The 25,660-nt window shown below is 65.8% G+C and carries 21 protein-coding genes and 1 pseudogene; 10 read left to right on the top strand and 12 right to left on the bottom strand.

All coding sequences use genetic code 11. From position 1 onward, the window contains the following. The first annotated feature begins 195 nt into the window (after positions 1-195). A complete protein-coding gene (locus CK620_RS13160; RefSeq protein WP_095550696.1) occupies positions 196-741 on the top strand; it encodes a hemerythrin domain-containing protein in 546 nt (181 codons plus the stop codon). A 114-nt stretch (positions 742-855) separates the two neighbouring features. On the opposite strand, the gene CK620_RS13155 is transcribed toward CK620_RS13160, so the two are convergent. Together CK620_RS13155 and CK620_RS13150 are read right to left on the bottom strand one after the other, a co-directional pair. Next, positions 856-1,413: a GNAT family N-acetyltransferase gene (locus tag CK620_RS13155; RefSeq protein ID WP_179290662.1), complete on the bottom strand. Its 558-nt coding sequence runs from the start codon at positions 1,411-1,413 to the stop codon at positions 856-858. Positions 1,414-1,448: 35 nt separating this feature from the next. Further along, positions 1,449-2,630: an isovaleryl-CoA dehydrogenase gene (locus tag CK620_RS13150; RefSeq protein ID WP_095550694.1), complete on the bottom strand. Its 1,182-nt coding sequence runs from the start codon at positions 2,628-2,630 to the stop codon at positions 1,449-1,451. Between the two features lie 268 nt (positions 2,631-2,898). On the opposite strand from CK620_RS13150, the gene CK620_RS13145 reads away from it, so the two are divergent. After that, a complete protein-coding gene (locus tag CK620_RS13145) occupies positions 2,899-3,969 on the top strand; it encodes an MBL fold metallo-hydrolase (RefSeq protein WP_095550722.1) in 1,071 nt (356 codons plus the stop codon). Between the two features lie 23 nt (positions 3,970-3,992). On the opposite strand, the gene ribD is transcribed toward CK620_RS13145, so the two are convergent. From ribD to mnmG, 6 genes and pseudogenes are all read right to left on the bottom strand, one after another. After that, complete coding sequence (gene ribD, locus CK620_RS13140; protein WP_095550721.1) at positions 3,993-5,138, bottom strand: bifunctional diaminohydroxyphosphoribosylaminopyrimidine deaminase/5-amino-6-(5-phosphoribosylamino)uracil reductase RibD; 1,146 nt, start codon at positions 5,136-5,138, stop codon at positions 3,993-3,995. A gap of 96 nt (positions 5,139-5,234) precedes the next feature. Continuing rightward, on the bottom strand, positions 5,235-6,182 hold the full coding sequence (locus CK620_RS13135) for a ParB/RepB/Spo0J family partition protein (RefSeq protein ID WP_095550693.1): 948 nt from the start codon (positions 6,180-6,182) through the stop codon (positions 5,235-5,237). A 118-nt stretch (positions 6,183-6,300) separates the two neighbouring features. After that, positions 6,301-6,894: an alpha/beta hydrolase gene (locus CK620_RS13130; RefSeq protein WP_095550692.1), complete on the bottom strand. Its 594-nt coding sequence runs from the start codon at positions 6,892-6,894 to the stop codon at positions 6,301-6,303. Between the two features lie 170 nt (positions 6,895-7,064). Then, a pseudogene (locus CK620_RS13125) lies at positions 7,065-7,820 on the bottom strand (ParA family protein); the annotation flags it as partial. Positions 7,821-7,945: 125 nt separating this feature from the next. Then, on the bottom strand, positions 7,946-8,641 hold the full coding sequence (rsmG, locus tag CK620_RS13120) for a 16S rRNA (guanine(527)-N(7))-methyltransferase RsmG (protein WP_095550690.1): 696 nt from the start codon (positions 8,639-8,641) through the stop codon (positions 7,946-7,948). Then, positions 8,638-10,641, bottom strand: a complete 2,004-nt coding sequence (gene mnmG, locus CK620_RS13115) for a tRNA uridine-5-carboxymethylaminomethyl(34) synthesis enzyme MnmG (RefSeq protein WP_095550720.1) — start codon at positions 10,639-10,641, stop codon at positions 8,638-8,640. The genes rsmG and mnmG overlap by 4 nt, the downstream gene beginning before the upstream one ends. Between mnmG and CK620_RS13935 the strand changes: the two genes are divergently transcribed. Further along, entirely contained in the window at positions 10,640-11,098 is a 459-nt protein-coding gene (locus tag CK620_RS13935; RefSeq protein ID WP_143326104.1) for a hypothetical protein, read from the top strand. The genes mnmG and CK620_RS13935 overlap by 2 nt on opposite strands. Before the next feature lie 145 nt (positions 11,099-11,243). Here CK620_RS13935 and CK620_RS13110 read toward each other — a convergent pair whose 3' ends face one another. Further along, the gene (locus CK620_RS13110) at positions 11,244-13,142 is read right to left on the bottom strand and encodes an ATP-binding cassette domain-containing protein (protein ID WP_095550719.1); all 1,899 of its coding nucleotides are present in this window, start codon (positions 13,140-13,142) and stop codon (positions 11,244-11,246) included. Between the two features lie 230 nt (positions 13,143-13,372). Between CK620_RS13110 and CK620_RS13105 the strand changes: the two genes are divergently transcribed. Continuing rightward, positions 13,373-13,897 carry a hypothetical protein gene (locus tag CK620_RS13105; protein ID WP_095550689.1) on the top strand — a complete coding sequence of 175 codons (525 nt, stop codon included), beginning with the start codon at positions 13,373-13,375 and terminating at the stop codon, positions 13,895-13,897. A gap of 98 nt (positions 13,898-13,995) precedes the next feature. Here the strand turns inward: CK620_RS13105 and argH are convergent, their stop codons facing one another. Continuing rightward, on the bottom strand, positions 13,996-15,480 hold the full coding sequence (gene argH / locus CK620_RS13100; RefSeq protein ID WP_095550688.1) for an argininosuccinate lyase: 1,485 nt from the start codon (positions 15,478-15,480) through the stop codon (positions 13,996-13,998). A gap of 227 nt (positions 15,481-15,707) precedes the next feature. On the opposite strand from argH, the gene CK620_RS13095 reads away from it, so the two are divergent. Together CK620_RS13095 and CK620_RS13090 are read left to right on the top strand one after the other, a co-directional pair. Then, a complete protein-coding gene (locus tag CK620_RS13095) occupies positions 15,708-16,742 on the top strand; it encodes a sensor histidine kinase (protein ID WP_179290661.1) in 1,035 nt (344 codons plus the stop codon). Between the two features lie 32 nt (positions 16,743-16,774). After that, positions 16,775-17,587 carry a LytR/AlgR family response regulator transcription factor gene (locus CK620_RS13090; RefSeq protein WP_095550686.1) on the top strand — a complete coding sequence of 271 codons (813 nt, stop codon included), beginning with the start codon at positions 16,775-16,777 and terminating at the stop codon, positions 17,585-17,587. Between the two features lie 112 nt (positions 17,588-17,699). Here the strand turns inward: CK620_RS13090 and CK620_RS13085 are convergent, their stop codons facing one another. Both CK620_RS13085 and CK620_RS13080 read right to left on the bottom strand, forming a co-directional pair. Continuing rightward, complete coding sequence (locus CK620_RS13085) at positions 17,700-19,034, bottom strand: replication-associated recombination protein A (protein ID WP_238946141.1); 1,335 nt, start codon at positions 19,032-19,034, stop codon at positions 17,700-17,702. Between the two features lie 79 nt (positions 19,035-19,113). Further along, positions 19,114-20,823 (bottom strand): thiamine pyrophosphate-binding protein, encoded by a 1,710-nt coding sequence (locus CK620_RS13080; protein WP_095550685.1) that lies wholly within the window; start codon positions 20,821-20,823, stop codon positions 19,114-19,116. 401 nt (positions 20,824-21,224) lie between these two features. Between CK620_RS13080 and ilvA the strand changes: the two genes are divergently transcribed. The 4 genes from ilvA to CK620_RS13060 all read left to right on the top strand — a co-directional run bounded on the left by ilvA (position 21,225) and on the right by CK620_RS13060 (position 25,627). Then, positions 21,225-22,790, top strand: a complete 1,566-nt coding sequence (gene ilvA / locus CK620_RS13075) for a threonine ammonia-lyase, biosynthetic (protein WP_179290660.1) — start codon at positions 21,225-21,227, stop codon at positions 22,788-22,790. Between the two features lie 12 nt (positions 22,791-22,802). Beyond that, positions 22,803-23,309 (top strand): DUF6622 family protein, encoded by a 507-nt coding sequence (locus CK620_RS13070; protein ID WP_095550684.1) that lies wholly within the window; start codon positions 22,803-22,805, stop codon positions 23,307-23,309. Between the two features lie 134 nt (positions 23,310-23,443). Then, positions 23,444-24,352 carry a phosphoribosylaminoimidazolesuccinocarboxamide synthase gene (locus CK620_RS13065; protein WP_095550683.1) on the top strand — a complete coding sequence of 303 codons (909 nt, stop codon included), beginning with the start codon at positions 23,444-23,446 and terminating at the stop codon, positions 24,350-24,352. Between the two features lie 93 nt (positions 24,353-24,445). After that, positions 24,446-25,627: an acetyl-CoA C-acetyltransferase gene (locus tag CK620_RS13060; RefSeq protein ID WP_095550682.1), complete on the top strand. Its 1,182-nt coding sequence runs from the start codon at positions 24,446-24,448 to the stop codon at positions 25,625-25,627. The last annotated feature ends 33 nt before the right edge of the window (positions 25,628-25,660 follow it).

The raw sequence follows: 25,660 nt of genomic DNA, 5'->3' as shown, positions 1-25,660 counted from the left end.
GGGGCTATGGCGAGGCTTTGCAACGAAGCAGAGCGCCCAAATCCGCTCTCGTGACCGCCGTGCAAAGATTTTGAACAGGCTCTAAGTGCAGGGCCAATGCCAACGCGAAAACATGCGCCGCGCTACCATGCTCGCGCATGCGCCGCCGCATCAGGCCAGGCCATGCGCCCTCTTCCCTTGATGAAAGCACCCTTTATGTCCGCCCCCACGATTTACGAAGCTCTGCGCGAAAGCCACGACATCCAGCGCGAATGGTGTACCCGCCTGACGCGCACCCGCGCCACCAACCCGCAGGGTCGGCGCGATGCTTTTCTGATGCTCAAGCTGGAATTGGCCGCCCACGCGGCCGCCGAAGAGCGTTTTCTGTATTCGCCCATGATGATGGACGACATGGGCCTGGACAGCGCGCGCCACGCCCTGGCCGAGCATCACGAACTGGACGAACTGGTGGCCGAGCTGGGCGCGTTGGCGCCCGAAGGCCAGGCCTGGGGCGAAAAGGCCAAGGCGCTTGCGCACGAGGTGCGGCACCACCTCAAAGAAGAGGAGCGCGGTTTTTTCCAGGTCAGCGGCAAGATCCTGACCGACGCGCAAAAAACCCGCCTGGGTTCGCAATACCTGCGCGACTACGCGCGCATGAAGCGCAAGTACGCGGCCGATTGGGGCTATGCCGCCGAGCGTGCGGAACAGACCGACACCCCCGCCGTGCGGCGCGCCACTGGCCACACCGGGCGCTCACGCTAAACGAGAGCGCCCCCCGGCCGGCCCGACCTTTGCGGCTGGCATGGGGCATGGGCCGACACTCAGGCGTGGTTGGCGTCGATGAGGTGTTGGAGGGAAGAAGTCATGCCCTGGCTTTCAAATTTGGTTGGGGGGCGGCTTGAGCCCTCCCGCCCAGGTGTCCCGGTAGGCGGCCCATAACACGGTATCGACGGCACGTCCTTTCTTGAGCGCACTCATGCGCAGCAGCCCCTCGCGCACAAAGCCGTTTTTTTCGCACACCCGCTGTGAGGCGATGTTTTCCGGGCGAATGGGGGCCACCACACGCATGACGCAAGGGTCTTGAAATGCCTCTGTCGTCAGACAGCGCACGATGTGCGTGCCCACACCCTGGCCCCAGAAGGGGCGGCCCAGCCAGTAACCGATCATGGCGTTGCACGCATCGCCATGGGGGTGGACGCCCGCCGATCCCACGGCCTGCGCACCGTGGGCGACGGCCCAACTACGGCCCGGCATGGCCAGCGCGCCACCACTGACCCAATCCTGGGCCATTTCCATGGTGTATTCGTCGGGCATCCAGTCGCCCAGCCAACGGCTGACATCGGGTTGGTTGATGTGCCGATGCAGGCTGGCTGCATCGCAGGCTTGCCACCCGCGCAGACACCAGCCATCCAGCCCGAGCGGCAGAACAGGCAAGGCCAATGGCTGTGGGCGGCAAGCATTCGACGTCATCACATCGTCTCGGCAAACAGCTCGCGGCCGATGAGCATGCGGCGGATTTCGCTGGTGCCCGCGCCGATTTCGTACAGCTTGGCGTCGCGCCACAGGCGGCCCAGCGGGTATTCGTTGATGTAGCCGTTGCCGCCAAAGAGCTGGATGCCGTCGCCGGCCATTTTGGTGGCCTGCTCGGCGCACCAGAGGATGACGGAGGCGCAGTCCTTGCGCACCTGGCGCACGTGGCCCGCGCCCAGCACGTCCAGGTTTTTGCCGATGGTGTAGAGAAAGGCGCGGCCCGCTTGCAGCACGGTGTACATGTCGGCCACCTTGCCCTGCACGAGCTGGAATTCGCCAATGCTTTGGCCGAACTGCTTGCGGTCGTGGATGTAGGGCACGACGTTGTCCATCACGGCCTGCATGATGCCGATGGGGCCGGCAGCCAGCACGGCGCGCTCGTAGTCCAGGCCGCTCATCAGCACTTTCACGCCGCCGTTCAATTCGCCCAGGATGTTGGCGGCGGGCACTTCCACGTTGTCGAACACCATCTCGCCGGTGTGGCTGCCGCGCATGCCCAGTTTGTCCAGCTTTTGCGCGGTGCCAAAGCCCTTCATGCCTTTTTCGACGATGAAGGCGGTGATGCCGCGCGCGCCCAGCTCAGGCTCGGTCTTGGCGTAAACGACCATGGTGTCGGCGTCGGGGCCGTTGGTGATCCACATCTTGCTGCCGTTGAGCAGGTAGTAGCCGCCCTTGTCCTCGGCCTTGAGCTTCATGCTCACCACGTCGCTGCCTGCGCCGGGCTCGCTCATGGCCAGCGCGCCCACGTGCTCGCCGCTGATCAGCTTGGGCAGGTATTTCTTCTTCTGCTCCTCGTTGCCGTTGCGCTTGATCTGGTTCACGCACAGGTTGGAGTGCGCGCCGTAAGACAGGCCCACGCTGGCGCTGGCGCGGCTGATTTCCTCCATGGCGATCATGTGCGCCAGGTAACCCATGTCGGCGCCGCCGTAGCTTTCTGGCACGGTGATGCCCAGCACGCCCAGCTCGCCCATCTTGGGCCACAGGTCCATGGGGAACTGGTCGCTCTTGTCGATCTCGGCCGCGCGCGGGGCGATCTCGGCCTCGGCGAAGCTGCGCACGGCGTCGCGCAGCGCGTCGATGTCTTCGCCAAGCTGGAAGTTCAGGCCGGGCAGGTTGCTCATGGGGGGTGTCTCCTTCAAGGGTGTGTTGGACAAAACGGCCGTGCAAGGAGCACGGCTGCGCTGCGCGCAGGCAGCGCGCATTGTGCCTGCTGCACATGGGCATGGGAGTTTTGCCCTGCCATGCTTGGCACGAAACGCAACCCCGTTTGCAGGCTTGGGCGCTGCCCCTGAAAGATGGTCTGCGCCACCAATAGTCCTTTGCACCAATGGCCTTGCCTGACGCATCGCGCACAATGCACGGCTTTGCTTGACCACAGCCGATCTGCCCATGTCCTTCTTGTCACCGCCCTTGCCCGCCGCCCGCTGGCTGCGCGCGCTGGCCCTGGCCCTGCCCGGGGCCGTGCTTGCGCCACAGGCTGCAGCCGCGCCCGATGCCCCCACCAATGCCACCGCCAACGCCCCGCCGACGCTGGCCCAGGCGGCAACCCCTGCCGCGCCTGCGCGCTGCCGCAATACCGGGCTGGACGTGGTGGTGCTGGGTTCGGGCGGGCCGGAGCTGGGCGATCGGCGCGCCTCCAGCAGCTATCTGTTGCGCGAGAATGGCCAGGCGCGCTTTCTGATCGATCTGGGGCCAGGCGCAGCGCTGAATTTCGAGCGCGCCCAGGGCCGCATCGAGGATGTGCAGGCGCTGCTGTTCACGCATTTGCACGTGGACCACGTCGGCGATTTGCCGGCGCTGATCAAGGCGGCCTTTTTCAGCCGGCGCAACCAGGATTTGCCGCTGTACGGGCCCACGGGCAGCGAGCTATTCCCGACCACGCCGCTGTTCGTGCAGCGCCAGTTTGGCCCGCAGGGCGTCTACCCTTACCTGGCCGATTACCTCAGCGGCGATGAGTCCTTCACGCTCAAGCCCGTGGCCGTGGCCGCCGACCGGGCACAGCCCGTGCCGTTTCGCACCGAGCTGGCCGGATTTGCGCTCACGGCCATGCCCGTCGAGCATGGGCTGGTGCCGGCGCTGGCCTGGCGCATCGAAAAGGATGGCTGCGCGCTGGTGGTCTCCGGCGATACCAGCAACCGCGGCCGCACGCTCGATGCGCTGGCCCAGGGTGCGGACGTATTCATCGCGCACAACGCCATCCCGGAGGACAGCGAAGACCGCATTGCCAGGCTGCTGCACATGCCGCCTTCGGAGATCGGCCGCATTGCCGCCCAGGCCGGCAGCCGCAGCCTGGTGCTGTCACACTTCATGCGCCGCACCGAGGGCGTGCAGCAGGCCACGGCCCAGGCCATCGCCAGGCAATACGGCGGCCCGCTGGCCTTCGCGCAGGACTGCGACATCTACGCGCTGCACAGCGGCGCCAAAACCGGCCAGTGCCCGGCTCGGGCCGACGGCAGATGATTCACAAAGGCTGGCGCGCAAGGCTATGCCTGCAATGGCTGGGCGCGCAATTGCAGTCGCAGCGTGTCGCCCAGCATGTGCATGCCGTGCCAGTGCAAGCGCTGGGCCTGCTCCAGGCGGCTCCAGGGCTGCGGCAGCGCCGCAATGGGGCGGCCGGCGCCAAGCAATTGCGGCGCCAGATAGACCAGCCATTCATCGACCAGCCCAGCCTGCAGCAGGCCGCCGTTGAGGCGCGCGCCGGCTTCGACGTGGATTTCGTTGACCGGCAGGCGGCCCAAATGGGCGATGAGCGCGGCCAGATCCAGGCCTGAGCCGCCGCCCTGCTCCCCAATGCCGACCGCCTCCTGCCCATCCAGCGCCACGACCTGCGCGCCCTGGGCCTGCAGCGCCGCGCGCCGCGCCTGCCAGGCCTGTCGTTGCGCAGCGGCCTGCGGCGGGCGGCCAAACACCAGCACCTGCCGGCCGGGCACCTGCCACAGCCGGGCCTGCAGCGGTGTGCGCAGCGCGCTGTCGGCAATGGCCAGATGGGGCTGGCGCGCGCTGGGCCAGTCGCGCACGTTCAGCAGCGGGTCGTCGGCCAGCACGGTGCCAATGCCCGTCAGCACCACGCAGGCGCGCTGGCGCCAGGCCTGGCCGTCGCGGCGCGCCTGCGCGCTGGTGATCCACTGGCTCTGGCCATTGGGCAAGGCCGTCATGCCATCGAGTGAGGCTGCGGCCTTGGCGCGCACCCAGGGTCGGCCTGTGGCCATGCGCTGCAAAAAGCCAACGTTGATGTCGCTCGCCTGCGCCTGCCCATCGCCCAGTTCTACGGCAATGCCGGCCGCGCGCAGGCGCGCCAGGCCCTGGCCAGCCACTTGCGGATTGGGGTCGGCCAGCGAGGCCACGACCCGCGCCACGCCAGCGGCCACCAGCGCGTCGCAGCACGGCGGCGTGCGGCCGTGGTGGGCGCAGGGCTCGAGCGTGACGTAGACCTGCGCGCCGCGCACGCTATGGCCGCGCGCAGCCGCATCGCGCAGCGCCATGACCTCGGCATGCGGCCCGCCCACGGCCTGGGTGTGCCCCTGGCCGAGCAGCGTGCGGCCATCGGCGCTGACGATGACGCAGCCCACGGCCGGGTTGGGGTTGGACAGGCCAATGGCCTGCCGCGCCAGCGCCAGGCTGCGCTGCATCCATTCGCTGGGCTGGGCGACGGCGTGGCTGGCGGCATCGGCAGCGGCCAGATCGGCCAGAGGATCGACGCCAGCGGGGGGCGCGGCGTGCGGCATTCAGAATTCCTCCTGGCGGCCCTGGATGCGTTCGAGCACGCCGTTGAGCACCTCGATAGAGGCAAACGGGATGCGGATTTCGCCCGACTCCTGGATCTGGCCGTCTTTCTTCTTGGTGCGCTTCTTGATCTGGATGTCCACCTGCGCCATCAGCAGGTCGGAGAGGATTTCCTCCACCCGGCGCACGTCGCCGCTCTTGCGGTTGCTGGCTTTCCTGGCCGCTTCAGCGCCCTTGCCCTGGGCCAGGCGCTTGACCAGGGCCTCGGTCTCGCGCACGCTGAGTTTGCGCGCCACGATCTCATGCCCCGCAGTGATTTGTTCGGCCTTGCCCAACGCCAGCAGAGCGCGCGCATGGCCCATTTCGATGTCGCCGGCCATCAACAGGGTTTGCACCGCCTCGGCCAGGTTCAGCAGGCGCAGCAGGTTGCTGGCGGCGCTGCGCGAGCGGCCCACGGCCTGGGCGGCCTGCTCGTGCGTCAAGCCAAATTCCTGCACCAGGCGCTGCAAGCCGCGCGCTTCTTCCAGCGGGTTCAAATCCTCGCGCTGCATGTTCTCGATCAGCGCCATGGCGGCGGCGCTGCGGTCATCGACCTCGCGCACCAGCACCGGCACCGATGTCAGCCCGGCCAGCTGGCTGGCGCGGTAGCGGCGCTCGCCAGCAATGATTTCATAACGCCCGGCATGCTCGCCCTGTTGCAGCTTGCGCACCAGCAGCGGCTGCATCACCCCCTGCTTCTTGATGCTTTCGGCCAGTTCGTAGAGAGCGCCCTCGTCCATGTGCGTGCGCGGTTGGTATTGGCCGGGCACCAGTGCGTCGATCTCCAACTCGCGCGGCGCGCCATGGGCCTGGGCAAAGGCCGATTCATCGCCCCCCAGATCGCTGACCTGCGGGCCCAGCAAGGCGCCCAGGCCGCGGCCCAGCCCCTTGGTTGCTTTCTTGCTTGTCATTGTGTGCACTCCTCGAAAAATCGCTGAAATCCATTTGCGGCCAGGCGTTGGGGCCAGGCCCCGGGCGCTTGTTGAAGGCAGTGGCAGCGCCCCAGCGCGGCCAACTTCAATCTGTGGGTCAATGCGCCCCCTGCCCCGGCAAGGCCGCCGTCACGCTGGCCAACACCTCCTGCAAGGCCAGCCTCAGGGGTCCGAGCAGGGCCTCTTGCGGCTGCGGCCCTTGCCCTTCATCGATCCAACGCAGGCTGCTGCCCCAATGCGCGGCCATCTGCTGCATGCGCTGCAGCGGCTCGCCCGCCATGGGCCAAGGCAACAGCAACTGGCTGGCAAAGGGCAAGGGCATGCGCGCCATGGGTTGCCAGCTGGGCAGCTGGTGCTGGTATTGCGCAGTCTCGACATCCAGCGGCGCCAACAGCAGCGCCGCCAACACGCGCCGGGCATGGCGGCTGTGCTGTGCCCAGCGCGCCACCAGTTGACAGCCCAGGCCTTCGGCCAGCAGTACGACGGGCAGCTGGCTGTGCAGCACTGCCTGTTCCAGCTGAATCTGCCAGTCACCACTGCGCGGGCGCTGCCAATCGTGCTGCGGCACACAGGGGTCGCCATAGGCCGTCTGCCAAAGCGATAGCACGCCAGCGGGCGCAGCAGCATCCATGCTTGCAGCTTTGTGTGCGGGCAGTAGCAGCAGCTGCACGGCCGGCGCTGCAACACTCATGATGAGGCCGAGGGCTTGCGCAGCCCCAGTGGCACACCACCGCCTGGCGAACTGGCAGGCGCTGGTGCAGGCTTTTGCTCCTCGTCCGCAGCTTGGCTTGGTGCATCGCCCTGCTCCTGAGCAGGCTGGGTCTGGGGCACAGCAGTTGGGGCGCGCTGTTGGCCAGAGCGGCGCTGACTGAGCTCCTGCGCGAACTGCACAAAGGCTTTGCTGCCCTTGGCGCTGGGGTCATAGACCACGCCAGGCAAGCCATGGCTGGGCGCCTCGGCCAGGCGCACGTTGCGCGGAATGATGGTGTCGAACACCTTGCCACCAAAATGCTGTTTGAGCTCCTCGCTAACCTGCTGCTGCAGCGTGACGCGAGCATCGAACATGACGCGCAAAATACCGATGATTTTCAGCTCACGATTGAAGTTGGCATGCACCTGCTTGATGGTGTTGACCAAGTCCGTCAGGCCTTCGAGCGCGTAGTACTCGCACAGCATGGGCACGATCACGCCATGCGCCGCACACAGACCGTTGAGGGTGAGCAGGCCCAGCGAAGGCGGGCAGTCCATCAGGATGAAATCGAACTGATCCTGTAAGTCGGCCAGTGCATCGCGCAGGCGGTGTTCGCGCCGCGGCAGGTCAACCATCTCGATCTCGGCGCCAGCGAGCTCTCGGTTGGCGCCCAGCACCTGAAAATCGGCCGCCGGCGAGCTGACCAAGGCCTGCACTGCCAGGCACTGGCCCAGCAGCACGTCGTACACCGAATGCTGCAACGCGCGTTTATCCACACCGCAACCCATGGTGGCATTGCCCTGCGGATCCAGATCGACCAGCAGCACGCGCTGCCCGATCCGGGCCAGCGCCGCCGCCAGGTTCACGCTGGTGGTCGTCTTGCCCACCCCGCCCTTTTGGTTTGCCACACAGTAGATTTGCGCCATGGTCTGCTCTGTCTTTTCAATGCATGTCGATGGCGTGCGCCCTGGCAATATCACCACCGCCAGCGCCCAGCCCAGACATCAAAAGCCGCGATCATAGCGGCATTGCGCCGCGCCCCAACAAGCTCTCAAACCACCTCGTCGCTCTGGCGCATCCAGACGATGCAGCGTTCGGCTGCCACGCCTGGCACCTGCAACTGTTCCACGTGAAACACCTGCACACCCTGCGGCAAGGCGTCAATTTCCTCTTGCGGATACTTGCCTTTCATGGCCATCCATACGCCAGCGGGCGCCAGGCGCTCGCGCGTCAGCGCAACAAAATCCGACAGGCTGGCAAAGGCCCTGGAGGCAATGATTGAATACTGCCCGGGCAGCGCCTCCACTCGAGCGTGCCTAGCCTTGAGGTTGGGCAACCCCAGCGCCCCGGCCACCTGCTGCACAAAGGCCATTTTCTTGGCCACGGCATCGACGCATTGCACCTGTGCCTGCGGGCAACAAATGGCCAGCACCACGCCCGGCAAGCCGCCGCCCGCCCCCACATCCAGCACGGGCAACGGCATTGCCGCAGCACCAGGCTGCTTTTGAGCCTGGGCTTGCTGTTCATACAGCGCCCGCAGAAAACCCGGCACCGCCGCCAGGCAATCGAGCAGGTGCAGATGCAGCATCTCCTGCGGGTTGCGCACCGCCGTGAGGTTATAGACCTGGTTCCACTTCTGCAGCAGCTGCAGGTATTGCAGCATTTGGCGCTGCTGCTGCGCATCAAGCAGCACCCCCAGCGCATCGGCGCCAGCCTGCAGGCTGCGCTGCAGCTGCTCAACACTCATTGCGTCACCTCATCCGCAAGCCCTGGCGACCATTTCTTGCCCATCTTTTTCAGGTGGATCAGCAGCAGCGACACAGCTGCCGGCGTAACGCCCGAAATGCGCGAGGCCTGGCCCAGCGTACGGGGGCGATGCTGCGCCAGTTTTTGTCGCACCTCGAACGACAAGGCCGTGACCTCGGCGTAGTCCAGATCGTCTGGCAACAGCAGATTCTCAAAATGCGAGGCTCGCTCGACCTCGTCCTTTTGACGGTCGATGTAGCCGCTGTATTTGGCGGCAATCTCGATCTGCTCGACCACTGGGGCATAGAGTTCGCCCAGTGTTTCACGTGAAACAGCCTCATTTCCAATCGCCAGGCTGCTGGCCTGAGGCTCGGGCTTCAGGCCCATCAACGCCTCATAGCCAATGCCTGGGCGGCGCAATAAATCGAACAGGTTGTACTCGCGCTCGATGGCCTTGCCCAGCACGCGCTCGGATTCCGACTGCGGCAGATTGCGCGGCGTGACCCAAGTGGCCTTCAGGCGTGCCGATTCGGCCTCGATGGCGTCGCGTTTACGGCAAAAGGCATCCCAACGCGCATCGTCCACCAAGCCCAAACGCCGCCCTGCTTCGGTCAGGCGCATGTCGGCATTGTCCTCGCGCAGCTGCAGACGGTATTCGGCCCGGCTGGTGAACATGCGATAAGGCTCAGTCACGCCCTTGGTAATCAAATCATCGACCAGCACGCCCAGATAGGCTTCATCGCGCCGCGGCAGCCAGGGGCCCTCGCCACGGCATTGCAGCGCAGCGTTCAGGCCGGCAAACAGGCCTTGGGCGGCGGCCTCCTCGTAGCCGGTCGTGCCGTTGATCTGGCCGGCAAAGAACAGGCCCTGGATTTGCCGCGTCTCGAAGCTGCTCTTGAGGGCGCGCGGGTCGAAATAGTCGTACTCGATGGCGTAGCCAGGTCGCAGAATATGGGCATTTTCCAGCCCCGGCATGGATCGCACCAACGCATACTGCACATCGAATGGCAGGCTGGTGGAGATGCCATTGGGGTAGATCTCGTGCGTTTCCAGGCCTTCGGGCTCCAGGAAGATCTGGTGGCTGTCCTTGTCGGCAAAGCGGTTGATCTTGTCCTCAACACTGGGGCAGTAACGTGGCCCCACACCCTCGATCCGGCCGGTGAACATCGGGCTGCGATCAAAACCGCTGCGGATGATGTCGTGCGTACGCGCATTGGTGTGCGTGATCCAGCAGGAAATCTGCCGCGGGTGCATGGCACGGCTGCCCATGAAGCTGAACACCGGCATGTGATCGGGCCGGTCGCCGCCGGGAACGCCGTCGCCAGGCTGCTCGGTGCATCGGGAAAAATCAATGCTGCGCCCATCCAGCCGTGGCGGCGTACCGGTCTTGAGTCGTCCCTGGGGCAGCTGCAATTCCTTCAGACGCGCCGACAAGGTCACCGCTGGCGGATCCCCTGCCCTGCCAGCCTGGTAGTTGCTCAGGCCCACATGGATGCGGCCATCGAGAAAAGTCCCTGCCGTCAGTACCACGGCTCGGGCACGAAAACGCAATCCCAGCTGGGTGATTGCACCGGCCACGCGGTCGCCTTCGATGAGCAAATCGTCCACCGCCTGCTGGAACAGCCACAGATTGGCCTGGTTCTCCAGCATGTGGCGGATGGCCGCCTTGTACAACACACGATCGGCCTGGGCGCGCGTGGCGCGCACCGCTGGACCCTTGCTGCTGTTGAGCGTACGAAACTGGATGCCGCCCAAATCAGCGGCCAGCGCCATGGCGCCGCCCAGGGCATCGACCTCCTTGACCAGATGCCCCTTGCCAATGCCGCCGATTGATGGGTTGCAGCTCATTTGCCCCAGGGTTTCGATGTTGTGCGTCAGCAGCAAGGTTTTGCAACCCATGCGCGCAGCGGCCAACGCTGCCTCGGTGCCAGCATGGCCGCCACCAACGACGATGACATCAAATTCCTGTGGGTAGGTGTAGTGATTGCTTGAATCAGACATGGCAATGTCCATTCGGCGGGGCCGATTGAAAAGGCGCGATTTTACCGGCCTGTCATTTTTAGAACCTGCCATCAAGCCCTGCGCCAGTCATCAAGGGGCTGTTCCACGTGAAACAAAGCGCGCACTGGACAAGTTGTGCACAAGCCTTTGGGTTGGCAGGGGATGGAATGCGCACAACTGCTCCGGCGCTGGCAAGTGCTGTTTTTATCCCCAATTGCAGCCCAAGCTGCGCGGCAGTCGCTCACAGGCTTTTTTGCCCCGCAAGTGTTTGTTTTTTCACGCACCAAGGCAGTTATCCACAAGCCTGACAGCAATCTACTACTACGACTACTTTTTTAAAAAAAGTTTTGCAGTGATGGTAGTGAGAGATCGCGCAGCAAATCCGAAAATTGGAACCGGCATGTGTTGCAATGGAAAGATTTTTGCCCCACCTGGCCTGTGGACTGATGCGCCATGAAATGGGCTTGCAGGGCTTTTTTGGCCACAGATACGAGGGTAAAAAAATGGCCGCATCCTGATGGATGCGGCCAGCGCAAGTGGTGCAAACGGTTGCAGTGCGTGCCTGCGGATGAGGGGCTGGGTAGGCCTTCAGAACAAGGCCATCAGCCTGACAAGGCCTCCCAGCGTTCCAACGCCTGCATCAGCTCCTCCTCGATGGCCACACTGCGTTCGGACAATGCTGCTGCGCGCTGGTGGTCGCTGGCGTACAGGCTGCCATCGGCCAGTTCGGCCTGGATTTGGGCCTGCTCGGCCTCCAGCGCATCAATGCGCCCGGGCAAGGCCTCGAGCTCGCGCTGCTCCTTGTAGCTGAGTTTGCGCTTGCCTGCTGGCGCGGCGTTGGGTGTTGGCGTGGGGGCCGAAACTGGCGGCGTGGCCGGTTCTTCGGCAGCAGGCGCTTGCTGGCCGGCCTGGCGCTGCGCGGCCAGGGCGCGGCTGCGCTGCGATTGCAGCAGCCAGTCCTGCACGCTGCCCTCGTACTCGCGCCACAGTCCCTGTCCTTCAGCAGCAATGGTGTGCGTGACCACGTTGTCCACAAAGCTGCGGTCGTGGCTGACCAGCAGCACCGTGCCGTCGTAGGTCTGCAGCAGCTCTTCCAGCAGCTCCAGAGTTTCCATGTCCAGGTCGTTGGTGGGCTCGTCAAGCACCAACACATTCGCTGGCGTGGCAAACAGTCGCGCCAGCAGCAGCCGGTTGCGCTCGCCGCCCGAGAGGGATTTGACCGGCGAGTGCGCGCGCTGCGGAGAGAACAGGAAATCGCCCAGATAGCTTTTGACGTGCTTGCGCTGCTGGCCGATCTCGATCCATTCGCTGCCTGGGCTGATGAAGTCCTCCAGCGTGGCCTCGGGGTCGATGGCCTCGCGCATCTGGTCGAAATAGGCGATGCGCAGGTTCGTGCCCAGGCGCACCTTGCCGCTGTCGGGCTGCAGCTGGCCGAGGATGATTTTCAGCAGCGTGGATTTGCCCGCGCCATTGGGGCCCAGCAGGCCAATCTTGTCGCCGCGCAGCACGGTGGTGGAAAAGTCGCGGATCAAGGGCTGCGCGCCAAATTGCTTGCTGACGCCGCTGAGCTCGGCAACGATCTTGCCGCTGGCCTCGCCGCGGGCGATCTCCATGCGCACCGTGCCCAGTGCGTTGCGGCGCTCGGCGCGCTGCTGGCGCAGGGCCTGCAGCCGCGCAATGCGGCTGACGCTGCGCGTGCGCCGCGCCTCCACGCCCTTGCGGATCCAGATTTCCTCCTGCGCCAGCAGCTTGTCGGCCTTGGCATGCTCTACGGCCTCTTGCGCCAGTTGCTCGTCCTTCAGGGCGCGGTACTGGCTGTAATTGCCCGGGTAGGAGCGCAGCTGGCCACGGTCGAGCTCGACCACGCGCGTGGCGATGCGGTCCAGAAAGGCCCGGTCGTGGGTGATGACGACGATGCTGCCCTTGAAATCCAGCAGCAAATCCTCCAGCCAGGCGATGGAATCCAGATCCAGATGGTTGGTGGGCTCGTCCAGCAGCAGCAAATCCGGTTGCTGCACCAGGGCCTGGGCCAGGGCCACGCGTTTTTTGTTGCCGCCCGAGAGGCTGCCCACCAGCGCCTCGGGCTGCAGGTGCAGGCGCTGCAGCGTTTCGGCCACGCGCTGCTCCCAGGTCCAGCCGCCCTGCGCCTCGATCTGCGATTGCAGCGCATCCAGGTCTACGCCCGGCTCATGCCGCAGATATTGCTCACGCAGCGCAATCACCGGCTGCAGCCCGGCCGAGACAGCTTCGAAGATGCTGTGCTGCGCGTCGAACTGCGGCTCCTGCGGCACATAGGCGGTGCGCAGGCCAGTCTGCCGGTGGATCGTGCCCTCATCGGCTTGGGCCAGCCCAGCCATGATTTTCAGCAGCGAGGACTTGCCCGCGCCATTGCGGCCGATGAAGGCAATGCGCTCTTTTTCTTCGACGGAGAAATCCGCCCCGTCCAGCAGCGCCACATCGCCAAAGGCCAGTTGCATGTTTAAAAGTGTGATCAAAGCCATGCCTGCGATTATGGAACTGCGCGCGCGCACTGCACTGTTTGTCCCAAGGTCAACGAAAAAGGCTTTGGCAACGTTGGAGGTTGTCTTGAAAAGCCCTGGGGGAGTGCTTTGGCCTGCCAGGGGTTTGCAGAGTTTGCAGGCGTTTTTCTGGTCTTGACCTCTGCTTTACATGGTGCGCATAGGCTCTGAAGTCTTTGCACCGGCCTTGACGAGAAGGAGTTTTTCATCCCATGCAAGCCACACAGAAAACCATTGCCGGCCTGGCCCTGACCGCTGCTGCTGCGCTGCTGGCAAGCAGCGCATCGGCGCAGTACGGCTATTACTACGACGATGGCGATCGCTACCGCCAGCACTACGATGCCCGGTTTGAGCGCGGCCAAAGCCATTACTACCCGCCCTATCGCCCTCAACCCCAGGTGCGCCACGACGATGATCGCCGTGAACGTCGTCGACGCAACACCGAACTGGCCGTGGGCGCATTGGTGGCTGGCGGTTTGCTGGGCTATGCACTGTCCAACGCCACATCGGCCAGCCAGCCGCCTGTGGCCCCTGGCCAGGGCGGGGCCACGCCCGGTTATGTCATGCCGCCAGTGCAGGCCAATCCGGTCTATCCGGCCCCGGTCTACCAGGCGCCGCAATACCACCAGCCCTACGCGCCGCAGCCCTATTACCGTGCTGCCCCGGTCGATGCGCCGCCGGTGCAGCACCAATACCAGACCATCAACGGCCGCACCTATTACCGCCCGGCGCAGTGAGGCGGCACGGGCCACGCAGGCCTGATGCCAATGAAAAAACCGCAGCCCATGCACAAAGGCATGGCTGCGGTTTTTTCATTGGCTGAGCAAGCGGGTTTTTATTCAGAGGCGCCCAGGCGCTGGCGGTGTGCCTGGATTTGCTGGCGTACTTGCGCTGGCGCAGTGCCGCCCAGGGTATTGCGCGCGTTGAGCGAGCCGCGCAGGCTCAGCGCCTCGAACACGTCGGCCTCGATGGCTGGATTGAAGCGTTGTAGGTCGGCCAGCGGCAGCTCGCTCAAATCCACGCCACGCTTGATGGCGATGCGCACGGCATGGGCCACGGTTTCATGGGCGTCGCGAAATGGCAGGCCTTTTTTCACCAGGTAATCGGCCAGGTCCGTGGCCGTGGCATAGCCGCGCAGCGCGGCCTGCTCCATGGCCTGGGCATTGACGCTGATACCGCCACTGCGCTGGCCGGTGGCCGCATCGGTCTGGCCGCCGATCATCTCGGCAAAGATGCGCAGCGTATCGCGCAGGGTGTCCACGGTGTCGAACAGCGGTTCCTTGTCTTCCTGGTTGTCCTTGTTGTAGGCCAGCGGCTGGCCTTTCATCAGCGTGATCAGGCCCATCAAATGCCCCACGACGCGGCCGGTCTTGCCGCGCGCCAGCTCGGGCACGTCGGGGTTTTTCTTCTGCGGCATGATGGAACTGCCGGTGGTGAAACGATCGGCAATGCGGATGAAGCCGAAGTTCTGGCTCATCCAGACGATCAGCTCCTCTGACAGGCGGCTGATGTGCACCATGATGAGCGCGGCGGCGGCGCTGAATTCAATGGCGAAGTCGCGGTCGCTGACGGCATCCAGGCTGTTTTGGCAGATTTGCGGGTTGCCCGCCTCATCGACCATGCCCAGCGCGCGCGCCACCATGGCGCGGTCCAGCGGGTAGCTGGTGCCGGCCAGCGCGGCAGCGCCCAGCGGCAGGGTGTTGGTGCGGCGGCGCACATCGCTCAGGCGCTGGGCATCGCGGCGGAACATCTCGACATAGGCCAGCAGGTGGTGGGCAAAGCTCACCGGCTGTGCTACCTGCAGGTGGGTAAAGCCCGGCAGGATCACGTCCACGTTCTGTGCCGCCACGTCCAGCAGCGCGTGCTGCACCTGGTCCAGCAGGGCGATGATGGCGTCGATTTCATCGCGCAGCCACAGGCGCACGTCGGTGGCCACCTGATCGTTGCGGCTGCGGCCAGTGTGCAGGCGCTTGCCTGCATCGCCAATCAAGGCCGTCAGGCGCGCCTCGATGTTCAGATGCACGTCCTCCAGGTCCAGTTGCCAGTCGAACTGGCCCGATTCGATTTCCTGGCTGATCTGATCCAGACCGCGGGCAATGGCGGCGCCGTCCTCTGCCGAGAGAATGCCCACGGCTTGCAGCATCTGCGCGTGGGCGCGGCTGCCGGCAATATCGGCTCTCCATAGCCGTTTGTCGAAAAACACGCTGGCGGTGTAGCGCTTGACCAGATCGCTCATCGGCTCGGTGAACAGGGCCGACCAGCCTTCGCTCTTGGAGGCCAGCTGGTTGGCAGAGGGTTGCGGTGCACGGTTTTCAGGCATGGAACTCGGGAATAATGGCAGCTGGCATCGTGTCGTGCGGTGCTTGCCATTGGGCCGCGCACGCAATGGCATGTGGCGCTGGCATGCAGGCGCTGGCGCGCGGCATCGGGCCGCGCCGCCGCAAAAAACACAAGAACACAATGAGCGGGAGAAAACCAAGCATTCTATCTGCGGCATCGCAGCCGCTTCAGTCCTTGGCTCGGGCCAACGCAAAGCCGCCATCGCGCTTGCTGTTCGATGCCTGCCATATGGGCGTGGTGCTGCGCGCCTTGTTGCTGACGGAGCTCCCACTGGCGCTGGTGTTGCTGTTTGGCGCCGATGATCTTCAGCAGTGGCTGGGCCACTTTGCGCTGCTCACCGGCATCGCGTTCCCGCCGCTGCTGCTGTGGCTGCTGCTGGCTTGTTGGCTCAAGCACTGGCTGGACAGACAGGTTCCCTCTGTACAGTGGGCCTATGCGTTGTTGACGGGCTGGTGTTGCGGCCTGCTGGCCTTTGCCCTGTACGTCATGCCTGGTCAGCTGCGCGGCAATGGTTCGGGCTGGCTCGCTTCGGGCCTGAGCGGCATGGGCCTGGCGGGCTTGCTCACCAGCATGTTCGCCATGCGCCAGCGTGCCAGCCAACCAGCGTCCACCGTGGCGCGGCTGGCAGAGCTGCAATCGCGCATCCGGCCGCATTTTTTGTTCAACACCCTCAACAGCGCCATTGCCCTGGTGCGCCAGGATCCGGCCAAGGCCGAATCCATGCTTGAAGACTTGAGCGATCTGTTCCGGCATGCGCTGCTCGATGCCTCCAGCGTCTCCAACCTGGAAAAGGAGGTGGAGATTGCCCGCCAATACCTGCGCATCGAAGGCATTCGCTTTGAAGGCCGCCTGCGCGTGAGCTGGACGGTGGACGAGGCGGCATTGCAGGCCAGCGTGCCGCCGCTGCTGTTGCAGCCGCTGGTGGAAAACGCCATCAAGCACGGCATCGAACCCAGCAGCGAAGGCGGTGAAATCCACGTATTGGTGCGTCGCAAGGGCGATCGCGTACTGCTGCGCATCAGCAATACCGTGCCTGGCCCCAACAGCGCAGTGGCCCATGCTGCGGGCCGGGGGGGCAACGGCATTGCGCTGCAAAACGTCCGCGATCGTTTGCGCCTGATGCACGACGTCAATGCCGACTTTCGCTGTCGCACCCACGATGGCCGCTACGAAGTGGCCATGAACCTGCCAGCGAAACCGCTGCTGGGGCGTGATGCGGCCCAGCGCGCGGCATTTCATTGAACACCAACCAACATCAGCTTTTGCTTTCTGCCATGAACATCTTGATCGTTGACGATGAATCGCTGGCGCGCCAGCGCCTGGCCATGCTGCTGCAGGAGCAAACTGCTGTGCCCTGCCGCGTGTTTGAAGCCGCTGCCGCCAGCCAGGCGCAGCAAATCATGCAGCGCATGCAAGAGCATGCCTGCATCGATCTGGTGCTGCTGGACGTGAACATGCCCGGCATGGACGGCATGGCCTTTGCCCAGCTGCTGCGGCGCATGCAGCCGCAGCCTGCCGTGGTGTTCGTCACCGCCCATGCCGAATTTGCTGCGCAGGCCTTTGAGCTGGAGGCGCTGGACTACCTGACCAAGCCCGTGCGCCTGGAGCGCCTGCGCCAGACGCTCGAGCGCGTGCAGCGCTGGCAGCAAATGCAGCAGCCGCAGCAGGCTGCCATGGCGCCACAGGCCGGGGCCACGGCAGGCCCAGCCGCTGCTGAAGGGCCAGCGCCTGGCTTGCCCGCGGCCAGCGGGCCATTCATCTACATCAACGAGCGCGGCCACAGCGAGCGCGTGCTGCTGGAGCACATCATTTTCTGCCGCGCCGAAATGAAGTACGTCACGCTGCACACCAGGCAGCGCGACTACCTGTGCGTTGATTCGCTCAACGATCTGGAAAAGCGCTTCCCCGAATACCTGCTGCGCGTGCACCGCAATGCCTTGGTGGCGCGCAAGGCGCTGCGCGCGCTGCATAAGGTGCACAGCAAGGAAGACGGTGACCACTGGCGCGTGCAATTGCACGGCACGGACGAAACCCTGCAGGTCTCGCGCCGCATGGTGGCCGGCGTGCGCGAGGCGCTGCGCACTTGAGGGGCTGCTCAAAGTATCTGCGCGGCAGGCAATGAAGCAAATCTTTTGAATCCGCAGATACGCATCGCTGCGGATTCAGGCAGGGCTTTTTCACAGTAAGGTTGCTGCCGCATCAGGGCTGCTCTGGCTGTTGACCCTGTGGCGGGGGCTGAATCTGCCTGGCCTGGCGGTTGCGCTCGCGCAGCTGGGCCAGCTTGTCGCCGATCTTGATCTCCAGCCCGCGTGGCACGGGCTGGTACCAGCCGGGCTCGGCCATGCCCTCGGGCAGGTAGCGCTCGCCGGCGGCGAAGGCGTCGGGCTCGTCGTGGGCATAGCGGTAGTGCTGGCCGTGGCCCAGCTGCTTCATCAGTTGGGTGGGCGCGTTGCGCAGATGCACGGGCACCGGGCGCGTGCCATCGCGCTGCACCCAGGCGCGCGCGGCCTTGTAGGCCGTGTAGACGGCGTTGGATTTGGGCGCCACGGCCAGATAGACCAGGCACTGCGCCAGCGCCAGCTCGCCCTCGGGCGAGCCCAGGCGCTCGTAGGTTTCGGTGGCGTCCAGCGCCAGGCGCAGCGCGCGCGGGTCGGCCAGGCCGATGTCCTCGCTGGCCATGCGGATCATGCGCCGTGCGATGTACATCGGATCGGCGCCGCCGTCGAGCATGCGCAGCATCCAGTACAGCGCCGCGTCCGGGTCGGAGCCGCGCACCGATTTGTGCAGCGCGCTGATGCTGTCGTAGAACTGGTCGCCGCCCTTGTCGTAGCGGCGCATGCGCTCGCCCAGCACGCGCAGCAGCCAGGCATCGTCCACGTGCGCCAGCCGCTCCTGCTGTGCTGCCATGGCCAGCGTTTCCAGCGTGCCCAGCAACCGCCGGGCGTCGCCATCGGCGTAGTCCAGCAGGCGCTGCAGCGCCTGCTCTTCAATGGCTGGCACGGCCTCCAGCGCCTGTGCGCGCTGCACGATTTCGCGCAGCTCGGCATGCTGCAGTGGTTGCAGCACATAGACCGCAGCGCGCGAGAGCAGGGCCGAATTGACTTCGAACGAGGGGTTTTCGGTGGTCGCGCCGATGAAGGTGAACAAGCCGCTTTCGACGTGCGGCAAGAAGGCATCCTGCTGGCTTTTGTTGAAGCGGTGCACTTCATCGACGAACACGATGGTGGGCTGCGGCGCCAGGCCGTCGCGGGCCTTCTGGGCCTGCTCGACCGCCTCGCGGATTTCCTTGATGCCGCCGAGTACCGCGCTGATGGCAATGAACTGCGCATCGAAGGCGCCGGCCATGAGCCGTGCAATCGTCGTCTTGCCGACCCCGGGCGGGCCCCAGAGGATGCAGCTGTGCGGCCGGCCCGACTCAAAAGCCAGCCGCAGCGGCATGCCCTCGCCCAGCAGGTGCTGCTGGCCCACCACTTCGCCCAGCGTGCGCGGGCGCAGGCGTTCGGCCAGGGGTTGGTGCAAGGCGGCGGCGGGCATGGGCGTGCGGTGTGGGCAGTGCAAAGGCGCTGCCGGACTATACGCTGCCTTGGCGGGCCGATTCATGCCGAGCAGGCGCTCAGGCATTCTCTGGCGACAGGCGTTGCTCGGGGGTGATTTGCATTGGGTCGGTGCGCAGTTCGATCAGCGCCAGGCGGCCTGATTGCTGGGCGCGCTGCCAGGCGGCGGCGAAATCCTCGGTGCGGGTGACCAGCTCGGCATGGGCGCCGCAGGCGCGCGCCAGGGCGCAGTAGTCGGGGCCGGGCAGGCGCGTGGCGCTGACACGGCCGGGGTAGCGCCGCGCCTGGTGCATGCGGATGGTGCCGTACATGCCGTTGTTGACCAGCAGCACGGTCAGGCGGGCGCCGCATTCGGCGGCGGTGGCCAGCTCCTGCGGGTACATCATGAAGCAGCCATCGCCAGCGAAGCAGACGACCTGGCGCTGCCTGTGACGCAGCGCGGCGGCGATGGCCGCAGGCAGGCCATAGCCCATGGCGCCGCAGGTGGAGGCCAGCTCGGTGCGCGGCTGGCGGTAGCGAAAAAAGCGGTGCAGCCAGATGGCGTAGTTGCCCGCGCCGTTGGTGAGGATGGCGTCCTCGGGCAGCTCGCGGTCCAGGTATTGCACGACGGCGCGCAGGTCCACGCCGTCGATCTGGCCGTCTGGCGCGGTGCCGCCCAGGCCGATGAAGGCTTCATAGCCGGCGCGGCCCTGGCTGAGCCAGCCCTGCCAGTTGCCCCAGTTGCCCGGCTGCGCTGCGGCGCTGGTTGCCTGGTCCCAGTCCAGCAGGGCCTGCAGCAAGGCTTCAGGTTTGGCGGCGATGGCGACATCGGCCTGATAGACGCGGCCCAGCTCATCGGCGCCGGGGTGGCAATGCACCAGGGTTTGCTGCGGGCGCGGCACCTGCAGCAGCTCGTATTCGCCGGTGCTCACGTCCGTCAGCCGCGTGCCCAGCGCCAGCAGCACATCGGCCTGCTGCACCATGCTGCGCACCGAGGCGCTCATGCCCAGACTGAGGTGGCCAACGAAGTGCGGGTCGCGGTTGTCGAACAAATCCTGGCGGCGAAAGCTACAGGCCACGGGCAGCTGCCAGCGCTGCACCAGCGTGCGCAGCAGCGCGTGCGCCTGGGGCGTCCAGCCCGAGCCGCCCAGCACCAGCAGCGGCCGTTGCGCCTGGGCCAGCAGCTGGCCGACCTGCTGCGCCGTAGCGGCATCGACAGCCGCTGGCGCCAGCGGCGTGGCGCGGCAGGCCGGGCAGTCGGTGGCCTCCTGCAGCATGTCCTCGGGCAGGGCCACGACCACCGGGCCGGGCCGGCCGCTGACGGCCACGTGGAAGGCGCGGGCAATCAACTCAGCCATGCGTTCGGCGCGGTCGATCTCGATGACCAGCTTGGCCATGTGGCCGAACAGCTGCTGGTAGTCCACCTCCTGAAAAACGTCGCGGCCCTTGTCCTCGCGGGCGATCTGGCCGATGAACAAAATCATCGGCGTGGAATCCTGCTGGGCCACGTGCACGCCGATGCTGGCGTGCGTAGCGCCGGGGCCGCGCGTGACCATGCAGATGCCGGGCTGGCCGGTGAGCTTGCCGTCGGCCTCGGCCATGTTGGCGGCCGCGCCTTCGTGCTTGGTGACGACCACCTCGATGCCGGCGGCGTCGTAGAGCGCATCCAGCACTTCCAGATAGCTTTCGCCCGGCACGCAAAAGACGCGTTGCACGCCATGCAGGGCCAGGGCATCGACCAGCACGCGGCCGGCGCTTTGGCGCTGCGGGGATGGGGTGAATTGGGTCATGGCAAGGCTCCGTCTGGGCGATGGGATGGGGCAAAGCCCAATGCTAGGGGCGGATCGTGCAGCGGCCCTGTCGCCTGCGTGCGACGGGATGGATGCGCTGCGGCAGGACTGGCGGTTTGACCGTAGAATGCCCGCACCGTTCAGCGGGCGCAGACTGGCGCAACACCGGCCAGTGCGCAATCCGGGCAAATGCCGATGGGCTGAACGGTCGTTTGTCTCCTCCACCTCTCAACCGGTGGATTGACCCCGCAGCTGGCCACTTGCCGCTGCGGGGTTCTTTTTGGCCCATGGTGCACGGGCCTCTTGTGCGGGCCTTGCGCGAGCAGCATTGCTGCGGCAGGCATGGCCGGTGGCGCGCTTATCATCGCCGTTTTGTCTGTGGCACTGCAGCCCCGATTGCGATGACGCTCACCCCCGCCGATTACCTGAAAAAAATCCTCACTGCCCGCGTTTATGACGTGGCTGTGGAAACGCCGCTGGAGCCGGCGCGCCAGCTCTCGGCGCGGCTGGGCAACCAGGTGCTGCTCAAGCGCGAGGACCAGCAGCCGGTGTTCAGCTTCAAGCTGCGCGGCGCTTACAACAAGATGGCGCAGCTCTCACCGGCAGAGCTCGAGCGCGGGGTGATTTGCGCCTCGGCAGGCAACCATGCGCAGGGTGTGGCACTCAGCGCCAGCCGGCTGGGTGCGCGGGCGGTGATCGTCATGCCGGTGTCCACGCCGCAGCTCAAGATCGACGCGGTGCGCAGCCTGGGCGGGGAAGTGGTGCTGCACGGCGACAGTTTCAGCGACTCCTACCAATACGCGCTGCAATTGCAGCAGCAGCAAGGGTTGACTTTCGTGCACCCGTTTGACGACCCGGACGTGATCGCCGGCCAGGGCACGATCGCCATGGAGATGCTGCGGCAGCTGCAAAGCCTGGGCAGCCGCCGCCTGGATGCGGTCTTCGTGGCCATTGGCGGCGGCGGCCTGATTGCTGGCGTGGCCAACTACATCAAGGCGGTGCGCCCGGACGTGCGCGTCATTGGCGTGCAGATGAACGATTCGGACGCCATGCGGCGCTCGGCCGAGGCCGGCGAGCGCGTGGAGCTGGCCGACGTAGGCCTGTTCTCGGACGGCACGGCCGTCAAGCTGGTGGGTGAGGAGACCTTCCGCATCAGCCGCGAGCTGGTGGATGACTACGTGGTCGTCAGCACCGACGAGGTTTGCGCCGCCATCAAGGACATCTTCATCGACACGCGCAGCATCGTCGAGCCAGCTGGCGCTCTGGCCGTGGCGGCCATCAAGCAGTACGTGGCGCAGCACCACACCCAGGGCCAGACCTACGCAGCCATTCTGTGCGGCGCGAACATGAATTTTGACCGCCTGCGCTTCGTGGCCGAGCGCGCGCTGGTCGGTGAGCAGCGCGAGGCGCTGTTTGCCGTGACGATGAAGGAAGAGCGCGGCAGCTTCCGCAGCTTTTGCGAAACCATTGCCCAGCTGCCAGGCGCAGCGCGCAACGTCACCGAGTTCAACTACCGCATGAGCGACCGGCATGCCGCGCATGTCTTCGTTGGCCTGGCCACCAATGGGCCGGGCGAATCGGCGCAGATTGCCGCGCACCTGGATGCGCACGGCTTCAAGACGCTGGACCTGACCCACGACGAGCTGGCCAAGGAGCATTTGCGCCACCTCATCGGCGGGCCAGCGCCGCTGGCCAACCACGAGCGCCTGCTGCGCTTCATCTTCCCGGAGCGGCCTGGCGCGCTCTTCAAGTTCCTCAGCCTGATGCAGCCGAGCTGGAACATCAGCCTGTTTCACTACCGCAACCAAGGGGCGGACTACGGCAAGATCCTGGTGGGCATCCAGGTGCCGCAGGAGGACGATGCGGCATTCCAGCAGTTTCTTGATGCGTTGGGCTATCCCTATGTCGAGGAAAGCGACAACCCGGCCTATCGCCTGTTTCTCAAGAGCAGCGCGGCGGCTGCTTGAGCGCCTGCCGCCATGACGGCCACGGAACTCATCACGCACACACCTGTGTGGGTCTGGCCATTGCTGGCGGCGCTGCTGGCGCTGGGCTGGATGCAAACGCGTGCGCGTCGCGTCTCGCTGGCGCGTGCGCTGGCATTGCCGCTGGTCATGCTCATCCTCACGCCTGCGACGCTGGTCGTGCGCTTGGCCGCCACAGGCTCTCTGACGGCCGCGCTGGCGGTTTGGGGCGCCGGCACCCTGGGCGCTGCCCTCATTGGCCGCCGCCGGGCCTTGCTTCCCGGGGAGCATTTCGACGCCGCCACGCGCCGCCTGCACTTGGCCGGTAGCTGGGCGCCGCTGCTGATCATCCTGGGCATCTTTTGTCTGCGTTATGCGGTGGCCGCCACGCAGGCCGTGAACCCGGCGTTGGCTGCGCAGCCTGCATTCGTGCTGGCCACGGCGGCGCTGGGCGGCGCGCTCAACGGCTGGCTGGTGGCGCGTGCCTGGGCACTGTGGATGTTGGCGCGCTCTTCCATGTGAGCGCACGGGCCCTGCAGCGGTGCGCGGCCCTGTGGCTGGGCAATAATGCCGCCTGCCCTCCCCTGCCCTGCAGGCCTTGCTCTGCGGCTCCAAGGCATTTGTAGATACTCTCGATTGTTTGTTGGCTTGTTGACATGACCAGTGCCCTGCACACCTCCTCCCTGACTTCGTTGCCCTTGCTGGCTCGCGGCAAAGTGCGGGACAACTACGCCGTTGGCGATGACCGCATCCTGATGATCGCCAGCGACCGCATCTCCGCCTTTGACGTCATCATGGGCCAGCCCATCCCCGGCAAGGGCGAGCTGTTGACCCGCATGGCGCTGTTCTGGTTCGACAAGCTGGCCGACATCTGCCCCAACCACCTGACCGGCCAGGCGCCCGAGAGCGTCGTCACCGAGCAGGAGCTGCCGCAGGTGCAAGGCCGCGCCATGCTGGTCAAGCGCCTCAAACCCTTGCCCATCGAGGCCGTGGTGCGCGGCTACCTGGCTGGCAGCGGCTGGAAGGAATACCAACAAACCCAGTCCGTGTGCGGCGTGCCGCTGCCCGCTGGCCTGGGCAATGCCCAGCGCCTGCCCGAACCCATTTACACGCCGGCTGCCAAGGCGGAGGTGGGCGAGCACGACGAGAACATCAGCTACGAGAAAACCGTCGAAATGGTCGGTTCCGAGCTGGCCGCGCAGATCCGCAGCGTCAGTCTGGCGCTCTATGAGCGCGCGGCGCAATTGGCCCTGGCCAAAGGCATCATCATTGCCGACACCAAGTTCGAATTTGGTTTGGACGCCGATGGCACGCTGACGCTGATGGACGAGGTGCTCACACCCGACAGCTCGCGCTACTGGCCCGTGGAAGGCTATGAGCAGGCCTTGCGCGAAGGCAGCAATCCGCCCAGCTACGACAAGCAGTTCCTGCGCGATTGGCTGGAGCAGGTGCGCGTCAACGGCCAGCCCTGGGACAAAACCCCGCCGGCGCCACGCCTGCCGCCGGAAGTGATTGCGCAGACTGCCGCCAAGTACACCGAGGCCTTGCAGCGCCTGATGGGCTGATCTGCCCTGCCCTGGCCGCATTGCGGGCTGCGATGCGGCCTTGCACAGGCGCTGCTGAACGGTGGCCTGTTTTTTTCAAGGAGATCCTTGCCCATGCCCTCCCCCGCTTACATCGTGGCCGCCGTGCGCACCGCCGGCGGTCGTCGCAATGGCCGCCTGGCCGGTTGGCATCCCGTGGATTTGGCCGCGCAGGTGCTCGACGCGCTGGTGGCGCGCAGCGGCGTCGATCCTGCCCAGGTCGAGGACGTTTTCATGGGTTGCGTCAGCCAGATCGGCGAGCAGGCCGCCAACGTGGCGCGCAATGCCGTGCTGGCCTCCGTGCTGCCCGAGGCCGTGCCCGGCACCAGCATCGACCGCCAGTGCGGCTCATCGCAGCAGGCCCTGCACTTTGCCGCGCAGGCCGTGATGTCTGGCGTCATGGATGTGGTCATCGCCGCTGGTGTCGAATCCATGAGCCGCGTACCCATGGGCAGCCCCATGGCCTTGCCGCGCAAGGCGGGCATGGGCTATTACCAAAGCCCAGGCATCGACGCGCGCTACGGCGGGGTCGAGTTCAGCCAGTTCATGGGCGCGGAAATGATGGCCAGGAAATACGGCCTGGATAAGGCGCAGCTCGACGCCTATGCGCTGCAAAGCCACCAGCGCGGCGTGGCCGCAACCCAGGCAGGCCACTTCGAGGCGGAAATTCTGCCCATTGAAGTGCGCGACGCCCAGGGCCAGGGCACCGGCCAGTGGCATACCGTGGACGAGGGCCTGCGTTTTGACGCCACGCTCGAAGCCATCCAGAACGTCAAGCTGCTGCAGGAAGGCGGCGTCATCACCGCCGCCAATGCCAGCCAGGTGTGCGATGGCGCCTCGGGCGTGCTGGTGGTCAATGAGCGCGGCCTGCGCGCGCTGGGCGTGGCGCCGCTGGCGCGCATCCACCACATGAGCGTGTTGGGCCACGACCCGGTGATCATGCTCGAAGCGCCGCTGCCGGCCACCGAGGCGGCGTTGAAAAAAGCCGGCATGCGCATCGAGGACATGGATCTGTACGAAGTCAACGAAGCCTTTGCGCCCATCCCGCTGGCCTGGCAGCAGGCGCTGGGCGCCGATGCCGCGCGCATGAACGTGCACGGCGGCGCCATTGCGCTGGGCCACCCGCTGGGGGCCTCGGGCACCAAGCTCATGACCACGTTGGTGCATGCGCTGGGCCGGCACGGCAAGCGCTGGGGCCTGCAGACCATGTGCGAGGGCGGCGGCATGGCCAATGTCACCATCGTCGAGCGTTTGTGACGCCGTCCTCAGCGCCCTGCCCTGCCCGCCGGT

It is taken from the genome of Vandammella animalimorsus (assembly GCF_002285285.1).
Lineage (GTDB): Bacteria > Pseudomonadota > Gammaproteobacteria > Burkholderiales > Burkholderiaceae_C > Lampropedia > Lampropedia animalimorsus.
Note: the sequence above shows the minus strand (reverse complement) of the source record. Positions and strands in the feature narration are given on the sequence as shown.

Coding starts and splice junctions, on each gene's coding strand:
- CK620_RS13160 (WP_095550696.1), top strand. CDS start 196: ATGTCCGCCCCCACGATTTACGAAGCTCTGCGCGAAAGCCACGACATC.
- CK620_RS13150 (WP_095550694.1), bottom strand. CDS start 2,630: ATGAGCAACCTGCCCGGCCTGAACTTCCAGCTTGGCGAAGACATCGAC.
- CK620_RS13145 (WP_095550722.1), top strand. CDS start 2,899: ATGTCCTTCTTGTCACCGCCCTTGCCCGCCGCCCGCTGGCTGCGCGCG.
- ribD (WP_095550721.1), bottom strand. CDS start 5,138: ATGCAGCGCAGCCTGGCGCTGGCGCGGCAGGCCATTGGCCTGTCCAAC.
- CK620_RS13135 (WP_095550693.1), bottom strand. CDS start 6,182: ATGACAAGCAAGAAAGCAACCAAGGGGCTGGGCCGCGGCCTGGGCGCC.
- CK620_RS13130 (WP_095550692.1), bottom strand. CDS start 6,894: ATGAGTGTTGCAGCGCCGGCCGTGCAGCTGCTGCTACTGCCCGCACAC.
- rsmG (WP_095550690.1), bottom strand. CDS start 8,641: ATGAGTGTTGAGCAGCTGCAGCGCAGCCTGCAGGCTGGCGCCGATGCG.
- CK620_RS13935 (WP_143326104.1), top strand. CDS start 10,640: ATGGCAATGTCCATTCGGCGGGGCCGATTGAAAAGGCGCGATTTTACC.
- mnmG (WP_095550720.1), bottom strand. CDS start 10,641: ATGTCTGATTCAAGCAATCACTACACCTACCCACAGGAATTTGATGTC.
- CK620_RS13110 (WP_095550719.1), bottom strand. CDS start 13,142: ATGGCTTTGATCACACTTTTAAACATGCAACTGGCCTTTGGCGATGTG.
- CK620_RS13105 (WP_095550689.1), top strand. CDS start 13,373: ATGCAAGCCACACAGAAAACCATTGCCGGCCTGGCCCTGACCGCTGCT.
- argH (WP_095550688.1), bottom strand. CDS start 15,480: ATGCCTGAAAACCGTGCACCGCAACCCTCTGCCAACCAGCTGGCCTCC.
- CK620_RS13090 (WP_095550686.1), top strand. CDS start 16,775: ATGAACATCTTGATCGTTGACGATGAATCGCTGGCGCGCCAGCGCCTG.
- CK620_RS13085 (WP_238946141.1), bottom strand. CDS start 19,034: ATGCCCGCCGCCGCCTTGCACCAACCCCTGGCCGAACGCCTGCGCCCG.
- CK620_RS13080 (WP_095550685.1), bottom strand. CDS start 20,823: ATGACCCAATTCACCCCATCCCCGCAGCGCCAAAGCGCCGGCCGCGTG.
- ilvA (WP_179290660.1), top strand. CDS start 21,225: ATGACGCTCACCCCCGCCGATTACCTGAAAAAAATCCTCACTGCCCGC.
- CK620_RS13070 (WP_095550684.1), top strand. CDS start 22,803: ATGACGGCCACGGAACTCATCACGCACACACCTGTGTGGGTCTGGCCA.
- CK620_RS13065 (WP_095550683.1), top strand. CDS start 23,444: ATGACCAGTGCCCTGCACACCTCCTCCCTGACTTCGTTGCCCTTGCTG.
- CK620_RS13060 (WP_095550682.1), top strand. CDS start 24,446: ATGCCCTCCCCCGCTTACATCGTGGCCGCCGTGCGCACCGCCGGCGGT.